Genomic DNA, 17,693 nt, shown 5'->3' with positions numbered 1-17,693 from the left:
CGGCACGGATCGACCCTGCTCACTGCCTAACGTGCTGGGTCGATCACTTTTTCAACGTCGAAGAAGCTATCCAACACGGGGCGGTCTCCACGTTGTTCTTTGGCGAATTGCAAACCATCAATGTTGATTCGCATTTGTCGTTGATAGTCATCTCGTTGTTGCATCCAAGCAGTAACGGTCCCATCAACTCCGTAGAAATATTTGAACCCTTCTTCTTTCAGCAGCTCGTATTTAGCCCCTGAATAAGATCCGGTACGCGCAATATCTGAACCGAAGGGGTAAATAAACTGGTCTGTTTTGCCTATGATCGGTTCAACTTCGTCTTTCCACAGCTTCATATCCCGTTTAAAACGTCCGAGGTCAACTGTGCCCGTCGCAATGTGCCCCCACGAATGTGAAGCAAAGACCCAGCCTTCTTCCTTCATTGCGTCGGCGATCTTGATTGCAGTTTCGCGATCCTTCTTAAGATTTTTGTTATCAGGATATTGGCTTGGTGAGGTACGGTAACCGAAAACTCCGTTGTATCCAGTCATAGCGATAATTCCGCGAGCATCTCGATAGGAGAAGTCAGGATGTTCAGTAACGAAGTCGTCTAGGATCGTAGTCATGTCGTAGGCGCCAACGTGTTTTTTCCCGGAAGCATCTACATATTCGTTACGGACTTTGCCCTTCTTGTCCAAGACCAACCGGTCTGCGAATCCATCACCCTGCATATATTCGTAATAGCTCAAATCATCGAGCGATAGGACGATGGGCTTCTTCCCGGCCGGAATCATGATCTTTCGGTAACTCATGTTCTTCTTCTTATCCAAGCCCGCAAAATCAGCCGGATTCACCAGAACAAAATCACGGCTGTAAAGCTCGTCAAGGATGGCTTCGAACTCTCTTTGCGTCACCATGTAATCTTCATAACCCTGAGCCGTGCTTTCATCGTCAAAGGCGCGCTTTGGATCAACCACTAATGAATGGAAGAACAAATGCGGGATTTGATCCGGATGTTCCCACGCATGAGCGTCTTTCTTTTCCGTTTCTAACCCGCGCACAAGCTCGTTAAGTTTTTTGCTGGGGTCGTCTTTGGCAAGCTTGATCGCCTTGGCATAGTCATAACCGTCTGCCAGCTTATTGATCTGCGCCAAAATGCTTTGTTCGCGCTTCGCTTCCGCTTCGGCCTTCTGTGAGGCTTCGGCCTCCTGAGATGCACTGTTCATTGAAACTTCGGGGTCACTTTGGTCACTACAACCGGCTAAAGCCAAGATGACTGCAGCCACCATCGCGATCTTGATGAGCTTCACTATGCGCCCCTTCCTTGAAGACGACGATCCCCGTGGATCAACGATTTATCCATGCCATCACCTTGTTTTTGACCTTACACACTCTTCTCAAAGCATTGAACCCTGTGACGTGCATCCTAGGGCAACAACTTGATTACATTTTTTGATGCAGAAATTCTCATATGAACCTTCACGCTCAATGACTTAGAATTAGTAGGTTAGGCGTCGAAAGATCAAGGATGTACATGCAGCCCTCGCATCGCGCGAATAGCTTGTGGCTTCAGTCCCAGCAGTTCAAGAGTTCGGCATCATATCGGCTTCTCACCGCGCAGCCTTGGGCCGTGGCCTTTATTCGCTCGGAATTTACTGCAGACAAGCCACGTGTCGCCATGGAACTTTTCCATGCTTCGTTGGATTCGTTTCTGAAATTAGCTCGTACCAGTGATGAACAGATCCCGCAGACTTACTCTGCCCAAGACTTCGCGGAGTCATGGGTTAAACAAGGGCTCTTGACCCGACCCTTGATTGACGGACGTTTTGTGTATGAGCCAAGTGCCCAGACCTTACGAACATTGCGCTTCTTAGCGGACTTTTCTACCGATGACTCACATCTGAACTCCTCTCGACTGAACACGTTGTTGTCTTCGCTGGAATCTTTGGCCCACGAAACAGACCCAGATCCACAAGCGCGAATCCGAGCTTTAGAATCGCAGATTGCCCTACGCCAGGCACAAATTGATGAGTTGCGCACCGGGGATGACCCGGCCGTGTTGTCTCGTGCCACCGCCCTCTCGGCTGCACGATCTGTCCTTGATTTGGCTTCTAGCCTTCCGGCAGATTTCCGTCGTATGCGCGACGGCGTTCAGGAGATGCTGTACTCCTTACGTGAAGATATCTTGGATGCGTCCACTGCTAAGGGTGTAGCCATCGGTCAGGTGCTGGAAGCCGACCGGCAACTTCGTTCTACCTCCGAAGGCGAAACCTTCCGCGGATTCACCGAGTTCCTCAACTCTCCGGATGCACAACAGCGGTTCCGTGCCGCACTCTCCGAAGTACTTGAGCGCGATTTTGTTGACGACCTCGACACCCCTGAACGTCAGATTCTCACCAATTTGTTGCGTGAATTGCGTCGCCAAGCGGCCGAAGTTCATACTTCCTACGGCAAACTCTCCGAATCTTTGCATGCCTTCGTGCAATCAGAGGATTACCAACAGGCGCAATTGCTACGCCACGCGGTACGTAACGCGGAGACTGCGATCATGAAGTCAGTGACGCTCAAACCGCGCAGTGGTTTGGCACCGCTTGAGTTATTCGCCCCGCAATTTATGACCCTAGCGGGACTCGGAGTATTCGACCCTTCCGAGCATGTGGCCCCACCGCCATTGGCGGCGGCACCGGAATACAGTGTCTCCGATATCGTGCGTACACCGTCGACTCCCGAAGCAGATATGTCGTTCCTGCGCGAAGCGGTCACCGAGCATCTCGGTGCTAGCCCGCACGAACGAGTACCGCTAGATAAGCTGTTCCACGTTCTGCCTGAGACGCATCGCCATTTGAATACGGTGCGAGCCTTAATTGAGATTGGCCGTACAAATGGCGAATCGGTGAGTGAAACACAAATGATGACCCTCAGCTTCAAACAGGTTGATGGCACCGAACGTACCGCTATTCTTCCCGCCCTGACTTTCACGAAGGAGCCGCTATGACCAGCACCAGCTCGTATGCTGCACCCATCACCGATCCGCTCTTCGACGGGGATCTCGGAAATTTCTCCTTAGAGTTACGTCAGTTGCTAGTGCGTCTATTGCGCGGCCCGTATCTGGATGGGTCAGTCGATCCGGCTGCATGGCAGTTGTTGCTGGATCAGCAAGAGGTCGTCAGCGCTTATGTTTCGGAAATCTTCCTCTCCGTAACCTTGGATACGGATCGAAAAATCGCGATGCTCACCCCTGCACAGATCGATCAGGTGCATACCACCCCGATCGCCCCACGCCGCGCGCTCAAACGAGACGAAACATTGCTGGCACTGCGTCTTCGTCTGCTATTGGAACAGCATTCTGGTACCGGAAGTGACGCTGTCCTTTCCCGGAATGCAATGCATGAAATTTTGGCTGAGCACCGAAGCGCCTCGGACCGTGATGATAAGCGGTTTGCTGAATCTTGCGATGCCGCGATAGCTCGCCTTAGCGCCTTACGGTTGCTGACCGGAACCGAATTGGTTGACGAATTTCGCATTTCCCCGGCGCTGGCAATGGCACTTCCTATTACACGGATCGAAGATATCCCCCGATACATTGCCGCTATTGATGCCAATGAATCGACTCTAAATCTGTTATCTGAGGGCTCCGATGAGCTGTCCTTAGACTCGACCGAACTGGTGCAGGAGTAATCCATGAGTATTGAAATGACGCTCCCGCTCGGTGGGGCGACTAATCCCGGACAGCATCGACTATCGCGGATTCAAATCGTTAACTGGGGCACTTTTCACGGCCTACACGATCTAGCCATTGACAGAGCCGGAACTCTAGTGACCGGTCATCCAGGCGTGGGTAAATCCACCTTGTTTGATGCCATGGGACACGTATTCTTCGCAACACCAAAACTCAACGAGTCAGCCAACGACGCGACAGCGCGTGCTGACCGTCGAACAACTTTCTCCTACATGCGTGGACGCAAGTTCAAAACCAGCTCGGGTACCGTATATCAACGCCCCGGCGCCACGTGGAGCGCGATCTTGTTGGGCTACGAGGACGGTTTAGGCAATACCGTGAGCCTTGGTGCCGTCTTCGATCTACCTGATGCTGGTCTAGAGAATCAGGTGTCCAAGCATTACCTGCTTTCCGAGTCCTCGCTAGATATTGCACAACTGGAACACCACGGTCCTCGACGTTTTACTGTCTCCTCGTTGTCTAAATCTTTAGAACCAACCGAAGCATTCGACACACATAAGGCTTTTATCGAACGTGTGCGCCGTCGCCTAGGTGTCGAAAGTGATAAGGCCTTTGCTCTGCTCCGCACCTTACAAAACGGTAAGGGCCTGGCCAAGGGCGTTAACCAGTTCTTCCGCCATGAAGTATTAGAAGAACCCACCACATTAAAAGCGGCCGCCGCCGCGGTCGAAGACTTCGCGCACCTGCGCGGCATCTATCGCCAGTTGGATACTGCACGCGCGCAACGCGATGTCTTGGCGCAGGTACCGGCACAAGACAAAACCTATCGCACCCTGGCCGAGCGCATCGGAGCAACCGAGCAGTTGCTCCACAACGACATTCAGGAACTTGAAACTAAGGTTCGTCACCACCTATTGCGCAACGACATGTCGCGCCATCAGGATGAGTTGTCACAGCTTAAGGACCAAGAACAAGACCTCCTGGAGCGGAAGAGCCAGACCGAAGGGCAGCTTCGAACCCTTGAAGCGGCTCATGACTCTACTGGTTCTGCCTCGCTCATGCTTTTGGAACGCGAAGCCGATTCGGCCCGTAAAGCACTGTCTGAGAAAGAGTCAGCATTACGCGCACTTCAGCAACAGGCGGCCGAAGCGGGCCTGAATTTGGAATTCAGCGCCACCGGACTTGATGACCTACGTGCCAACGCGACCCGGACCATGCAGCAACTTGCCTCCATCACCAAGGACGCGCAAACCGTCGAATACGAGGCTATGGCTTCGCTGATGTCGCTGCGCAAACGAGCAGAGACCCTAGACGAACAGATTCGTTCCTATCAACGTCGTGGCACCAACATCGATGATCGTTCGGTGGCAGCCCGCCGCGCGATCGCTTCGGCCTGCTCGCTGAGCGAAGAGCAGCTACCGTTCGCTGGCGAATTGATGGATGTAGCAGCCGATTCCACCATTTGGAGATTAGCTGCGGAAAAGGCCTTACAGTCTTTGGCCCGAACGATTTTAGTTCCCGGCGAATTCCTGAACCAAGTCACGCACGCTATCGATGAGCTCGATGGGTTGGGACGAGTCCGTTGGGCTGATATTTCCGTCAAGCCTCGGCAAACCGAAGCTGGACCAGCCGATCTAGTAGCTAAGCTAGATTTTGCTTCCGGTGAAGCTGGTAGGTGGTTGCGTGCCAAGATCACCGCCGATTACCCGTTGGTTTGTGTTAAAAATGATGCGGCAATGCACGTCCATCCCAAAGCCATCACCCCTGCAGGAACAATAAAAACCGGCACAGGCAGCTTTGAACGCGATACCCGCAATCTTCCGGCTTCGGACTACCTGCTCGGTTTCACTAATGAATCCAAAATCTCGGAACTGCAAAATAAAGCTGTACTCCTTCAGGAGAAGATCCAGAAGGCTCACCAGTCCGCGGATGAACGGACCGCGGCAAAAGATAAGGTGCTCGCTAAGTCCCAGAGCTTGGCAGCTATCGTGGCGGACGAACGTAATTTCGCCCAGCTCGATGCCTCGCCGGCTTTAGAAACACTTCGCCGAAGTGAGCAGAAGCTCGGTGATGCGCTAGTACTTTCAGGAGATTCTTCAAAGATCCGGCAACAGATTGACAGCGCCAAGGCTACGTCGGATCAGTTAGTTGGCGAACTCGCGTTGGTTCGTTCGCGGGTTGGTGATTTGGAACTTCAGATAGACCGAGCCAAGCAGTTGCTCGCCTCAATTGATGTCGCAGAAGCGACCAGTGACTGGGTCCAGTCAGTGCCTAGCCACTTACGCGAACATGCAATTCTTGGTCCGGTTCTGCACCAAGTTGCCGCAGGTGAATGCCCACCCGCTGACGCCATCGCTGAAGCCTTCGCTGAAGTAAAGATCCAACTCGGCGGCCAGCTCAATGACCTCAGCTCGCAACGCCATGAAGTCGGCGGGGTATTGAGCGAAACCTTTAAACGGTTTGCTCGCGAGTTTGGAACTTCCCACGCTCAAACACACGGTACGAGCCCGGAGGCGGCGGAACACTACGCCACCCTGCACGGGCAGATTGTCGCGGACGGGTTACCGCACCATGAGGCACAGTTCCGTGAATACTTCGCGAATCGTTCCTACGAGCGTTTCAGCGATTTATTGCAGTTGCTCGATGAGGAACGTCGGATGATTTCTGAGCGTATCAAGCCGTTGAACCAGATTCTTGCTGACGTCACCTTCGAACACGGTTCTATTCTGCGTCTGGAGGTTGAAAACTCCATACCTGTCGAGGCAGGGACGTTCCGCAAGGAATTGAAGGCAGCGCTCTACGATGCTTACACGACGAAGGAAGAAAGCACGTTGGCGAAGTCCTATCAGGCTCTTGAGTCGTTGGTTTCGGCGCTAAGCGACCCTGGACTCAATGCATGGCGTTCAACGGTCTTGGATGTTCGTCAACACGTGGTGATTAGCTGTAACGAGCACAAACCGAACGGTGAAATCGAAACAGGGTTGGAACCGGGCACGCTTTCCGGTGGTGAGGGTCAACGCTTTACCTCCTTCATTATGGGCGCTGCCTTGGCTTATCAGTTGGGGTTCGCCTCGGCTGGTTTCACTTCCTATGGCACGGTAATGATTGATGAGGCGTTCATTCAGGCTAACTCCGAATATGCCGCGGCCGGCATACGAGCCTTGCAAGAGTTCGGTTTTCATCTGGTGCTTGCGGCACCAGAGGACAAGATCGATTTGAGCCGTCATTTGGGTTCTATTACCGACATCATCAAGCATCCTGGTTCTAACATTTCTGGTTTTGTCACCACCGGACGGTCCCCCGCCATGGCGACAAGTATTACCTTGCGTAATTAGTCAGGGACGAAAAAGGGAGGCAACGCAATTGCGTTGCCTCCCTTTTTACTTCCTTGACTATGTTAGGTGTTCGCGTAGGTGCACTGAAATCAGAGAAACTCGAAGGTGTAGATCATCAGTTGTATCCAGTCGAACCTAGCAATATTCCACCGTGACAGTGACTAGTTTGCACGAATAGTCTTATCCGTCAGCAGAGGGCCGAGCGAACTGATTTGCAACTCATCCGGCCCCCTTTTGCACGCCATTTATTATTCGGTGGCGAGTCCCTCTACTGGGGAAAGCTTCGCCGCTCGACGCCCTGGGGTAATCGAGGCAAGCAACGCCGCAACCAAGCTCACAGCTAGAACTGCTGCCAGCTGAGCCCACGGGATTTCATACTGCATGCTTCCCAAACTGGACAGGGCCGAATGTGCTCCGAGCAGGCCGTAGATGGCGCCCAAGATCAATCCCAATAATGCCGCAACTCCGCCGATGAGTACTGCTTCAGTAGCGAGCATGGAACGCAACTGCTTCTTTTTCAGACCCAGTGCCCGAAGGAGTGCGTTCTCTCGTGTTCGCTCAAGTACCGAAAGGCTCAGTGTGTTGGCCACGCCAATCAACGCGATGAGCACGGCTACAGCTAGAAGCCCCGAGACAATCATCAGCAACACATCGATAACCTGGGAGAACATGAATTTTTCCATGACGCCTCCGCTGACCCGAGAGTTTTCGACATTAGCGACATCGGCGATGGTCTCCACCAGCGTATTAATTTCCGTGTTGGACAGCGATGGGTCAACTTTGATTGCCACCCCGGACATTCCGTCTTTGTCTGAAATTCCCAGATTCTTTGCTGTTGCTTCGGTCAAGGTATTTTCGACAAAACTGGCCGAGGTAGTTTTCAGTTTCACTTCGTTGCCGTTCACTTCGGCAAATTTTGATTCGTTCTGCCACCAGGTGGAGAGCAGTTCGCCATCCTTCGGAACGATCTTTTGGTCAAGCACCACCGATGAGTATGACTGTGGATCAACGATCATTGCGTATTCTTCGCTCGTCGAACCGTTTAGGAAGTCGATATTGACTGTGCGCATTTGGTAAGCAGCGGCGTATTCAATACCCTCGACGTTGGCGAGCTTAGCTGCCAACTCATCACTATTTTTCGTATCTTGCTGTACTTGCAAATCAATAGGGTATTCACCGCTAATGCTGCCGTTGAGCGTGGCTTTTGCACTCTGTCCTCCGACCATAATCATCGACACCAGGGTGACTCCGATCAACAATGCTGTGGCAGTCGCGGTGGTTCTTCCAGGGTTTCGAACTGCGTTAAGCGAAGCTAATCTTCCAGCTACTGAACGCCCAGCTAATAACTTGCCTACGCCGAAGACGGTGGCAGGGACAAACAGTGAGGCAAGCATGAGGATGCCTGGGAAAGAAAGCAGTCCTCCGGCAAAAGCGATGAGCAGGTCACCTTTGTACGCTCCGAAGCCCAATAGTGCCACCCCGGCCAAAGTAAGTAACGCTCCAAAGATTATTCGAACTAGTCCCGCACGATTCTTCACGCTCGCCGCATCGAATGGACGCAACGCCGCAAGCGGTGCCAGGCCCATAGCGCGGCGTGCAGGTACCCATGCAGCCAACACCGTCATGAGGATTGCGACTACGAGCGGAACGATAATACCGCGTGCGTCCAAGGCTAATGTTGCGTAGGACATTTCCGGCACGAAACTGCGCAATAGCTGGATCAACCCAGCCATGAGCGCAATGGCCATCATCATGCCGATTACCGAAGCAATGATGCCGATCAGCAACGCCTCGATCAGTACCGACTTTCGAATCTGTGCACGTTTTGCGCCAAGAGTACGAAGAAGCGCGAGCTCACGGGTGCGCTGAGCGATAACTACCGAGAATGTATTCATGACGACTAAGCCGGTGACCACCAAGGCCACCAAAGCAAAGACCAGGAGGATGATGGTCAGCTGATCGGTTCCACCGGTCATGCTCGCCACATCTTTCAGCACCTGCTCGTCGGCGGTATTGACCACCACGTCAGCCATACCCTTGTCACTAAAATACTGTGCGATCGTGGATTTCGTCTGAGCGATGTCCCCCTTCGCATCGATCATGAGCAGGTTCATTCCAAAATCTTTGCCTGCTAGTCGCTCCCAGGCGCTTTCTTCCATGGCTAGTTGCGCATAGGAAGAAAACATTGGGTCTGTGGTCGTCTCAACGATCCCGACCACCTTCAGTTCACGCGTCTTGTTCGCCTCATCCATCGCGGTGACCGCCACGGTATCGGAGATCGAGACACCCATTTGCTCTGCATGTTTCTCATCGAGAACCACTTCCTCCGCTCCCAGTGGAGCGCGGCCTTCAAGCATAGTCATACCCGAAAGTTTGTGCTCGGGAGAGATCGGCTGCATCATCACGCTGTAGCTGTTTTCCCCGGTGTGGAGGTCCGCGCCGAAGAAACCGTTGCCGTAGACCCCGGAAGTGTCCGGAAGTTTACGAACCTCACGAACCACATCCATGGTCAGACTGCTCGTCTCAGCATCCGCAGGCGTCAATTGCCAATCTACGGAGGCGACTAAATCGGCGTTTTTGTAGGCATCGCCGACGCTGTTTTTGAGTGTTGCACGAGTAGAGGAATCTACCGCGAGGGTAGCACCGAGGAAGGCGGTACCAATGGCTACTGCGAGAAGCACAGCGATATATCGCCGAGCATAAGTTTTGATGTTGGCTAAAGCTACCTGAAGCATGGTCCTACTCCGCTAGGGAGGCGAGTGCCTCGGTGACGCTGGCGACGGTGGGATTTTCTAGAGAACCGACGAGGGTTCCATCCTTCATAAGCAACACGGTGTCAGCGTAGGATGCTGCTGCCGGGTCGTGGGTCACCATAATGATGGTTTGTCCCATTTCACGGGTCGAGGTGCGCATCAAGGAGAGCACTTCCGCGCCGGTGCGGGAATCCAGATTTCCGGTAGGTTCATCGCCAAAGACTACCTCTGGGCGAGTGAGCAGGGCTCGGGCCACCGCTACACGTTGTTGCTGACCACCGGAAAGCTCATGTGGTTTGTGTGTGAGACGGTCGCGTAAGCCCAGCGCATCGATGACCACATTGAACCATGAACGATCGTGCTTTTTGCCGGCTAACGACAATGGAAGCAGGATGTTGTCTTTGGCATTAAGCGTGGGAACCAAGTTGAAGGACTGAAAGACGAAGCCGATCTGTTCACGGCGCATGGTGGTTAACTGATCATCATTTAGCTCGGTGAGGTTCTTGCCACCAATGATGATTTCTCCAGCATCGGCGTTGTCCAAGCCTGCCAGGCAATGCATCAAGGTCGATTTACCGGAGCCGGAGGGCCCCATGATGGCAGTAAAGCGTGAGCGAGCAAATGCCACGTCAACTCCGCGTAGTGCCTCTACTCGGGTGCTGTCGTGCCCATAGGTTTTAGTAAGTCCTCGCGCTTGAACTGCGTAGTCGGTTACTTGGTGCGTTTCTGATGTCATGACTCAATTATATAAATCTCCTAGCCAATTCAGGATCGGCCAGAAGGTCTGTATCTTCGGTAGGCAAATCATACCCAGGGATGAGAACGCATGGTCTTAACTCAACATCTAGCATTTACAGCCGCTAGCATTGCGAGTGATACGACGAGTCTCGGTGGCTTTTCGGTTCAATTTGGAAAGTTGAATGCTCAATACTTACCTCAAAATGGTCGGCAACACATTGCTGCAGATCGCGAAGTAGTTGGCCCGTGGCGCCGGCGGTAAACATTCGGTCTTCGGCAACGATGTGCGCGGTCAGTACCGGCAGGTTTGACGCAATCTGGCTAGCATGGAGATCGTGGACCGCGATCACTCCGCCCTGTTGTTCCAAGTGCGCCCGAACAGCTTCCAGATCCAACCCTCGCGGAGTCGATTCAAGCAAAATATGTGTGGTCTCGCCCAGTAGTTTAACCGCTCGTGGCACGATCAATGCTGCGATGACGATCGCGGCGACCGAGTCGGCACTCGTCCAGCCAGTGAAATGGATTACTAGCGCGGCAATGATGACCGCAACCGACCCCAAAGCATCATTGAGTACTTCAAGAAACGCTGCACGCATATTCAGGTTTGCTTCGCGTCCACCGGAGATAATCCACATGGCAATGAGGTTTCCAACCAGGCCGATGATGCCGAAGATGAGCAGCCCTTCAGCGTGTACTTGTGTCGGTATAAAGAGCCGGCGCACCGCGTCGACTGCTGCGTAGATTCCGACAGCAAGTAACAGCGCAGACTGCACGGTCGCGGAGAGCACCTCGGCTCGGCGGAACCCCCAAGTGCGTTTGAGCGTTGGTTTTCGCAAGACAAGGTTAGCCGCGGTCAAGGCGAGTAATAGTCCGAATGAATCAGTCAGCATGTGCGCCGCATCAACAAGCAATGCCAACGAATTTGTCAGCAACGCACCGACCACCTCGGCGACCAGAATGGTTGCAGTAATGACGAATGCCCAGGTAAGCCTGGTGCGGTTCACCGTCGAGTGGTCATGACTATGCCCGTGCCCAGACCCGTGATCGTGTGCCATGGTTAGACCTCCTCTGGCTGATTCGGGTGCTCTTCATGCCAATGATGTTCACTGCCGGTGACGCTTGCCAATGCCACCGCTTGGGTGAGGAGCAAAGAAAGTTGTGTGCTTTCTGTTCGTGAATAAAGGCTGGCCCTGCCTTGAGTGCGTACGGAGACTAAATCGCTTTCGCGCAGGCAGGCTAAATGTGCGCTGACGGTGCTTTGGGCCAGCCCCAGGTGTTCGGTGAGCTCTTTGACTTTGTGCTCGCCAGTTTTAAGGTGTTCCAGGATGAGCAGCCGAGTAGGGTCGGCCAGCGCATGAAATAGCGCGGCCATTTTTTTGCGCTGTGTTGCCTGATCTGCTGCATCGTCAACTGACATTATCATCGCCATCTGACGATGGTATCCCAGAAGCTCGCCTTTAGCGATTAATGTGACGCCATCTCATGCAGCCCGAAAGTGGCAAGATGAAAGGATGAGTGAAGATCTAGTCATTGGCGTAGATGGTCTCGCGCGCCCATTTTGGGCTTCGACCAATGCGATGCTCCGCGATTATTACGACTCCGAGTGGGGTATGCCAGTCACCGGAGAACAGGCGCTCTTCGAACGCCTTTGCTTAGAAGGTTTCCAATCGGGCTTGTCTTGGTCGACAATTCTGGCCAAACGAGAAAATTTTCGCGCCGCTTTCTGCGACTTCGACCCGCAACTGGTTGCCGGGTTTACCGAGCATGATTATCAGCGACTCATGAGCAATCCTGGCATCGTGCGAAATAAACTCAAGATCCGCGCCACCATCAACAACGCCCAGGCAACACTCGATTTACGCAAGTCTGGCGGCTTGTCCGAATTCATCTGGTCTTTCAAACCCGATTCCACCCCCGAGCCGACGACCTATACCGAAATCCCGACTCAGAGCATTGAGTCAAAAGCGCTAGCTAACGCATTAAAAAAGCGTGGATTTAAGTTTGTTGGTCCCACAACCATGTTCGCCCTCATGGAAGCAGTGGGCATAGTCGACACGCATCTAGTCGGTTCGCATCGGCGTGGGTCCTCTGGAATATGGGCGGCATAGATGATTTTCACGTTGCCAGTATCAGGGGTACTGGATATCGCGCATACGCTCTCGGTTCTCAAGGTGCATTCGTTGGCAAATCAAGAGATATTAGATTTTCGTGAGGCGACCATCAAACGGGTGCTACGACTTGGCCGTGATTGCTACGCAACTAAGCTATGGTTCAGCGCCACCGAGATAACCGTTGAGACTCAGGCCCCGCAGAGGTTACAAACTGAGCTCGTAAAAATTATCAATAGTTGGTTGGGGCTAGAGCAGGCCCAACAGCAAGACTACGCGAAACTAGAAACTCTCGACGCACTAAAGCCTGCAGTTCAACGGTTCCCTCACCTACGACTCATCGGCTATCCAGATCTTTTTGAGGCTTTGATGACTACTGTCCTAGGGCAGCAAATATCAACAAGCGCAGCCCGCACCTTGGCAACTCGTTATGTCCAAGAAATCGGTCAACTTCACGAGTGCGGTCTTCACGTATTTCCTGATGCACTTAGCACCTCCGAACATACGGCCGAAGAACTGCAACAAATAATCCGCTGCCCATTATCGCGCGCACAAACCGTACAACGTGTTGCTCATTGGTATGTCCACACTGGGCAATACTTGGCCGCGAACCAGGAGAATTTTCTCGACGATTTACAGACGCTGAAAGGCGTCGGCCCTTGGACACGTGATTACGTGGCGTTACGCGGGCTGAGGCAGAATTCCATCTTTCTCCGGACGGATCTAGTGGTAAAACGGTCATTGACCGCGCTAGGGGTCAAGCACAACGACACACTTCAAATCCCCGATGGTGCCGGATCACTAGCCACCGTTTTACTTTGGGCTCTGGATGCAAAGAAAAACTGAGACATGCCTCGAAGAACGTTCTCGGCATGTCTCAGTTTTGGGTTCGTCTGAATGAGCAATTCAGGCGCTCCACATTATTCGCTTTTTCGGTGTATTTGGTACCGCCACGGTGAGCAGTCCGTGCTAGTAATTCCAAACGACCGATGCAAGCTTTTTGTTCGCCTTCTTCGACCACACACGAAGAAGGCGTTGATCTCAGCTTACCTGATAGAGACCTAATAAGGTCAAGGTGTAGTCGCCTAATTTATCAAATTAATCTTTAGGCATACCTAATGACGTAAGGTCTTTACTTCCACCAGTCGCGTCATGCGTTTATTTAGAAGCCTGCGGCTCGTCAAAAATCTGTCCGACCGGCGATCGCTTTTCTGCTTGGAAAGCATCCTCGGCGCGACCATAGGCCCAGTACGCCGACAATGACATGTCTCGCCTGTCCACGCCACGTTCATCATAAAAGTAGGAACGCAAGGCTTTCACCACTTCTCGCTCACCGTGCGCAAACACCTGCACTCGCCCTGCAGGCCAAGGAAACTGGCGTACTTCAGGCTCTAAGATCGATGATTCTGGAGTGAATTCAGCGCCACGATGAATCCAACGAATTCCCACGCCGCTTGGCGCCGAGAGTTCAATTTCGTCCCCCGCATCCGCAACTTCTATAAGCACCTGTCCAACCATGCCTTCTTCCATGGCCTCAAGAGATGCCGCAATAGCGGGGATTGCCGTTTCATCGCCAGCAAACAAGTGAAAATCGAAGTCGCTTTGCGGTGCGAACATACCGCCTGGCCCCGAGAAGCAGACCGAATCGCCAATCTGGGCATCGCGAGCCCAAGGTCCCGCCAAACCATCACTTCCATGCACCACAAAGTCAACCTCTATGGTGCGTGATTCGGCATCCGAACGGCGTACCGTATAAGTTCTTCGCACCGGAAGGTCTTCACCCGGCAAGTGTTCACGCAGCGCATCCAAGTCATAGGGAGGCGTTAAGCCAAGCTCTGGCTTCGCAAAAAGTATCTTGATATAACGGTCAGTTGCCGACTTATCAACAAAATTTTCATATCCAGGACCACCAAAGGTGAGACGCACTAGATGATCAGAAATTTGTTGACGCTTAACAACCTGCAAAACTACCTGTGGGCGCACTGGACGCACACCTTCTGGTCGTGCCACAAAACCACTCCCCCATCGAATAAGGCTAGATACATCTATCCTATTTGATTAGTCGTTGAATGTTTACCGCACAAATGTCGAAACACCTTCCATCGTGGCCAGCGAACTCCGCTCGTCGCTACTGAGCCTCTGCACTCGACCGGCCACGGGATCGAAGTAGGCAAGCGTCGTTAGCGCCTTAACGCAGACGTGATCACTCACCGGATCTCGAAATTCGTAACACATATCGAAGCTTGCAGGTTTGATATTAGCTACCCACAAATCAACGTTGACCGGAACATTTCGGTATTCTAAGGGTTTGGAATACCGCACCCGGTGCTCCACTACAAGAATCTGCACACCGTTGGGAACCGCGGAAAAAATATTTACCTTCGGCATAACGCCCGGTGCGCCGGTGCCCCCTGGCACCCCAAATCCAGCGATCCTCGCTTCCTCCATAAGCCTGATCAAATTTACGTTGTTGACATGGCCATATGCATCCATGTCACCCCAACGCATGGGTATCTCTACACGCAAAACAGAACCGGTCATCAGTTCGCCTCCGGCATGCGTTCTTCAGGGCTTATCAATTTGTACTCAGATAGCTGTTCAAGAATTTGCGATCCATCTGGTTCATAGGTCCAGCGAATACCAGGCGTGGTGCGTCGTAGATCCGTCGAACGGCCACCTGCAAGCACTGCTTCTGAAGGGGTCAGCTGACGAATGACAATGGTGCGCACATGCTCCGGATAACGACGCGCAAACTCAGCATAGATTGTCGGATCATGTTGCCCATCATCACCGATGAGCATCCACTCGATGTTGGGAAATTCTTCGGCGAGCCTACGCAATTGATCAACTTTATGTTGCATACCACTACGGAACCACGCTCGATCGGTAGGTCCCCAGTCCGTTAACAGCAATGGTCCTCGCGGATAAAGATTGCGCGATATGAATCTCTCTAAAGTCTGCGCGACATTCCACGCACCGGTGGACAGATAAATCGTGGGACTCGTAGGATGCTCAGCCAGCACACGTTGCATCATTACCGCCATGCCAGGTGTCGCAACGCGGGCATGTTCGGAAAGAACAAATGAATTCCATGCCGCGAGGAGAGGTCTAGGCAATGCGGTGACCACAACGGTGTCGTCAACGTCGCTAATAATGCCAAAGCGCTGTTTCTCGTCGATCACAAGAACCTGCGCGGTCGCCGATTGCCCATTGTGCGCGATCAGTTCAATATCGTTCCACCCAACCGGCAGATCGACCGCGAGCTTAACGTCGAGGACCCCACCACGATCTGCGTGAACTTCGAAGTGTTGGCCGGCAGCTAATACCGTGACCTTACCGAAAGGTAGTACCGCGGAAGTGAAGTTTCGAAAACCACGGATACCATCTTCGACAACTTTGGCTTTATGCTTTCCACCTTCAAAGGCGCCGGGTTTAGCCATTACGACTCGTGCCAGGACACGCACCCATCCACCGTTTGTAGAGGCGTAGCCATATCCGTTATAGGGAAGGATTACTGGGTCTAGACCCTTGTCTATGGCTCGGCGTGCCCGAAATTGCAGGAACTGATCTTCAATACGCGACGCTACGTGGCGCGCGACCCCATCATTTGCAGCATGGCTCATATTCCTAGTCTTTCACGTTCAACGGCTTCGGTAAGCCTCAAAACAAAAGCCACTACCCTCTTGCCTTTTTCTACATAACGTAGAAAACTTAAGTTATGAGATTCGAACACGAAACCGGTGCACCCGTATTGGTGCTCAACGATGAACAGTCTTGGGAACTACTCACGCATACAGCACATGGCCGAGTAGCCACCACTGTTGCAGGGATGATCGATATCGTCCCCGTAAATTACGCGGTTCATAAGGGAAATATCTATCTTCGAACCGCGCCAGGCAATAAGCTCGCCTCGATGGTGGTTAATTCTTCCATCGCGTTGGAGGCGGATGGAATCTTATCTGATGAGGCTTGGTCCGTAGTAGTCCATGGGACCGCGGAAATCCTAGAACACGAAGCCGATATCAATGAGGCGCGTGAAAGTGGCGTCACCCCGTGGGCTCAGACGGTCAAAGATTTCTGGATCAGAGTTACCGTCGACTCGATTTCGGGACGACACTTTATTCTGGGCGAACAACCAGAAATGATCTAGCGTCTCACTAAATACACGCAAGTGATGGTTGTGATGGCCGCCCTAGGCATCGGGCATCACAACCAGTACGAACGCTATTTCTCTTGGTCGTAGAGGTAGAATCCTTGACCGCTCTTACGTCCGAGCTTTCCCTCGCCGACCTTTTCGGTGATCATCGGATGCGGTTGATCGCTCGGCTCACCAGTTTCCGCGTAGGTTGCCTGCGCGATGAAATCAATAACGTCCAAACCCACCAGGTCCATCAGTTCAAAGGGGCCCATAGGATGACCTAGTGCGGTACGAGCTGTGGTATCAATATCTTCGATGCTCGCTACCCCTTTCGATGCCAGGTCCAGGGCTTCTTGCTGAATAGCGCCCATCATACGGTTCGCGATAAACCCTGGAACCTCTTTATTCACCAGCACCGGTTCCTTGCCTAATGCTCGTGCCACCTCTGTGACCGTAGCAATCGTCGCGTCGCTAGTCTGCGCATTTCGCACAATCTCCACGCACTTCATCACCAGAGCCGGATTGAAGAAGTGCATGTTGCAAACTTGGGCCGCCCGACCACTAGCTTCAGCCACATGGGATGATGCCAAGGTCGACGAATTCGTTGCAAGAATTGCGTGGGCTGGTGCATGCTCGCCCAACTCGGCGAAGATGGCGCGCTTGATATCCAGCCGTTCGGTTGCAGCCTCGATCACGAGATCCGACCGCGCCGCACTGGTAGCTAATTCGGTGGATTGGGTCAGCCGAGATAGAGCCAACTCAACGTCTTCAGCGCTCAACTTACCCTTGGAGATTCGCCCAGCCGCCCAATTTTCCAATTCGGTGCGAGCCGCTCGCAAGGCCGTGTCGGAGATATCCTGCAAGATTGTGACGAAGCCGCTCAGGGCACAGCTCATGGCAATCTGACGTCCCATGGTGCCGGCGCCAATGACAAGAATATTGTTGATACTCAACGTTCCT

The 17,693-nt window shown here is 52.9% G+C and carries 15 protein-coding genes; 6 read left to right on the top strand and 9 right to left on the bottom strand.

What is annotated here, in order from left to right; translation table 11 throughout:
• Nucleotides 1-26 precede the first annotated feature (26 nt).
• Complete coding sequence (locus IEX04_RS04885) at nucleotides 27-1,292, bottom strand: polysaccharide deacetylase family protein (protein WP_096253707.1); 1,266 nt, start codon at nucleotides 1,290-1,292, stop codon at nucleotides 27-29.
• Nucleotides 1,293-1,516: 224 nt separating this feature from the next.
• On the opposite strand from IEX04_RS04885, the gene IEX04_RS04880 reads away from it, so the two are divergent.
• From IEX04_RS04880 to IEX04_RS04870, 3 genes are read left to right on the top strand one after another with little or no spacing between them, the layout of a single operon-like run.
• On the top strand, nucleotides 1,517-2,977 hold the full coding sequence (locus tag IEX04_RS04880; protein ID WP_188684179.1) for a DUF3375 domain-containing protein: 1,461 nt from the start codon (nucleotides 1,517-1,519) through the stop codon (nucleotides 2,975-2,977).
• A complete protein-coding gene (locus IEX04_RS04875; protein WP_096253709.1) occupies nucleotides 2,974-3,660 on the top strand; it encodes a DUF4194 domain-containing protein in 687 nt (228 codons plus the stop codon). The genes IEX04_RS04880 and IEX04_RS04875 overlap by 4 nt, the downstream gene beginning before the upstream one ends.
• Before the next feature lie 3 nt (nucleotides 3,661-3,663).
• Nucleotides 3,664-6,996: an ATP-binding protein gene (locus IEX04_RS04870; protein ID WP_188684177.1), complete on the top strand. Its 3,333-nt coding sequence runs from the start codon at nucleotides 3,664-3,666 to the stop codon at nucleotides 6,994-6,996.
• 248 nt (nucleotides 6,997-7,244) lie between these two features.
• Here the strand turns inward: IEX04_RS04870 and IEX04_RS04865 are convergent, their stop codons facing one another.
• The 4 genes from IEX04_RS04865 to IEX04_RS04850 form a co-directional block, all read right to left on the bottom strand.
• The gene (locus IEX04_RS04865) at nucleotides 7,245-9,731 is read right to left on the bottom strand and encodes an ABC transporter permease (RefSeq protein WP_096253711.1); all 2,487 of its coding nucleotides are present in this window, start codon (nucleotides 9,729-9,731) and stop codon (nucleotides 7,245-7,247) included.
• Between the two features lie 4 nt (nucleotides 9,732-9,735).
• Nucleotides 9,736-10,485, bottom strand: coding sequence for an ABC transporter ATP-binding protein (locus IEX04_RS04860; protein WP_096253712.1), 750 nt, complete (start codon nucleotides 10,483-10,485; stop codon nucleotides 9,736-9,738).
• A gap of 124 nt (nucleotides 10,486-10,609) precedes the next feature.
• Nucleotides 10,610-11,542, bottom strand: a complete 933-nt coding sequence (locus IEX04_RS04855; RefSeq protein ID WP_096253713.1) for a cation diffusion facilitator family transporter — start codon at nucleotides 11,540-11,542, stop codon at nucleotides 10,610-10,612.
• Between the two features lie 2 nt (nucleotides 11,543-11,544).
• Entirely contained in the window at nucleotides 11,545-11,904 is a 360-nt protein-coding gene (locus IEX04_RS04850; protein ID WP_229677003.1) for an ArsR/SmtB family transcription factor, read from the bottom strand.
• A gap of 94 nt (nucleotides 11,905-11,998) precedes the next feature.
• Between IEX04_RS04850 and IEX04_RS04845 the strand changes: the two genes are divergently transcribed.
• Together IEX04_RS04845 and IEX04_RS04840 are read left to right on the top strand one after the other, a co-directional pair.
• Complete coding sequence (locus IEX04_RS04845) at nucleotides 11,999-12,595, top strand: DNA-3-methyladenine glycosylase I (RefSeq protein WP_188684176.1); 597 nt, start codon at nucleotides 11,999-12,001, stop codon at nucleotides 12,593-12,595.
• Nucleotides 12,596-13,441, top strand: coding sequence for a DNA-3-methyladenine glycosylase family protein (locus IEX04_RS04840; protein WP_188684174.1), 846 nt, complete (start codon nucleotides 12,596-12,598; stop codon nucleotides 13,439-13,441). It abuts the gene before it with no gap.
• Between the two features lie 312 nt (nucleotides 13,442-13,753).
• Here IEX04_RS04840 and IEX04_RS04835 read toward each other — a convergent pair whose 3' ends face one another.
• From IEX04_RS04835 to IEX04_RS04825, 3 genes are all read right to left on the bottom strand, one after another.
• The gene (locus tag IEX04_RS04835; RefSeq protein ID WP_188684172.1) at nucleotides 13,754-14,605 is read right to left on the bottom strand and encodes a siderophore-interacting protein; all 852 of its coding nucleotides are present in this window, start codon (nucleotides 14,603-14,605) and stop codon (nucleotides 13,754-13,756) included.
• Between the two features lie 63 nt (nucleotides 14,606-14,668).
• Complete coding sequence (locus tag IEX04_RS04830) at nucleotides 14,669-15,136, bottom strand: acyl-CoA thioesterase (protein WP_188684170.1); 468 nt, start codon at nucleotides 15,134-15,136, stop codon at nucleotides 14,669-14,671.
• A complete protein-coding gene (locus IEX04_RS04825) occupies nucleotides 15,136-16,218 on the bottom strand; it encodes an App1 family protein phosphatidate phosphatase (RefSeq protein WP_096253718.1) in 1,083 nt (360 codons plus the stop codon). Before IEX04_RS04825 ends, IEX04_RS04830 begins: the two co-directional genes overlap by 1 nt.
• A 95-nt stretch (nucleotides 16,219-16,313) precedes the next feature.
• Here IEX04_RS04825 and IEX04_RS04820 point away from each other — a divergent pair, with 95 nt between their 5' ends.
• On the top strand, nucleotides 16,314-16,745 hold the full coding sequence (locus IEX04_RS04820) for a pyridoxamine 5'-phosphate oxidase family protein (protein ID WP_096253719.1): 432 nt from the start codon (nucleotides 16,314-16,316) through the stop codon (nucleotides 16,743-16,745).
• A 74-nt stretch (nucleotides 16,746-16,819) separates the two neighbouring features.
• On the opposite strand, the gene IEX04_RS04815 is transcribed toward IEX04_RS04820, so the two are convergent.
• Nucleotides 16,820-17,686: a 3-hydroxyacyl-CoA dehydrogenase family protein gene (locus IEX04_RS04815; RefSeq protein ID WP_188684168.1), complete on the bottom strand. Its 867-nt coding sequence runs from the start codon at nucleotides 17,684-17,686 to the stop codon at nucleotides 16,820-16,822.
• Nucleotides 17,687-17,693 lie beyond the last annotated feature (7 nt).

This window comes from Glutamicibacter ardleyensis (assembly GCF_014644555.1).
GTDB lineage: Bacteria > Actinomycetota > Actinomycetes > Actinomycetales > Micrococcaceae > Glutamicibacter > Glutamicibacter bergerei.
Note: the sequence above shows the minus strand (reverse complement) of the source record. Positions and strands in the feature narration are given on the sequence as shown.